The sequence below is a fragment of the Pseudomonas sp. SIMBA_068 genome, assembly GCF_046534705.1.
Taxonomy (GTDB): domain Bacteria; phylum Pseudomonadota; class Gammaproteobacteria; order Pseudomonadales; family Pseudomonadaceae; genus Aquipseudomonas; species Aquipseudomonas putida.
Window position 1 is genome coordinate 1 of record NZ_JAWRYI010000254.1, and the last position, 310, is coordinate 310.

Consider the following 310-nt stretch of genomic DNA (forward strand, 5'->3'; position numbering starts at 1 on the left):
GGGGAGTCGGGCGCATTCATGGTATGGCGAGCGATGGGGACGATTATTTTGCGAAACTCTGGCGACGCGTGGAGTGACAATTACGAGTGGACTGGCGCGTGGAATCGATGGTGTAGCGCATAAAGCAGCCTTACAGGTAAATGGCGTCAGCATTGCTGTATTGGGGAATGGACTTAATACCATTCATCCCCGCCGTCATGCCCGACTGGCTGCCAGTCTGCTTGAACAGGGGGGCGCTCTCGTCTCGGAATTTCCCCTCGATGTTCCACCCCTTGCTTACAATTTCCCACGAAGAAATCGCATTATCAGT

The 310-nt window shown here is 53.9% G+C and carries 1 protein-coding gene; it reads left to right on the forward strand.

Features of this window, described 5'->3' with window-relative positions; all coding sequences use genetic code 11:
• Positions 1-58 precede the first annotated feature (58 nt).
• Positions 59-310, forward strand: a 252-nt coding sequence (locus SB756_RS29060; RefSeq protein ID WP_410912992.1) for a DNA-processing protein DprA, incomplete at its 3' end; no start/stop codon positions are given.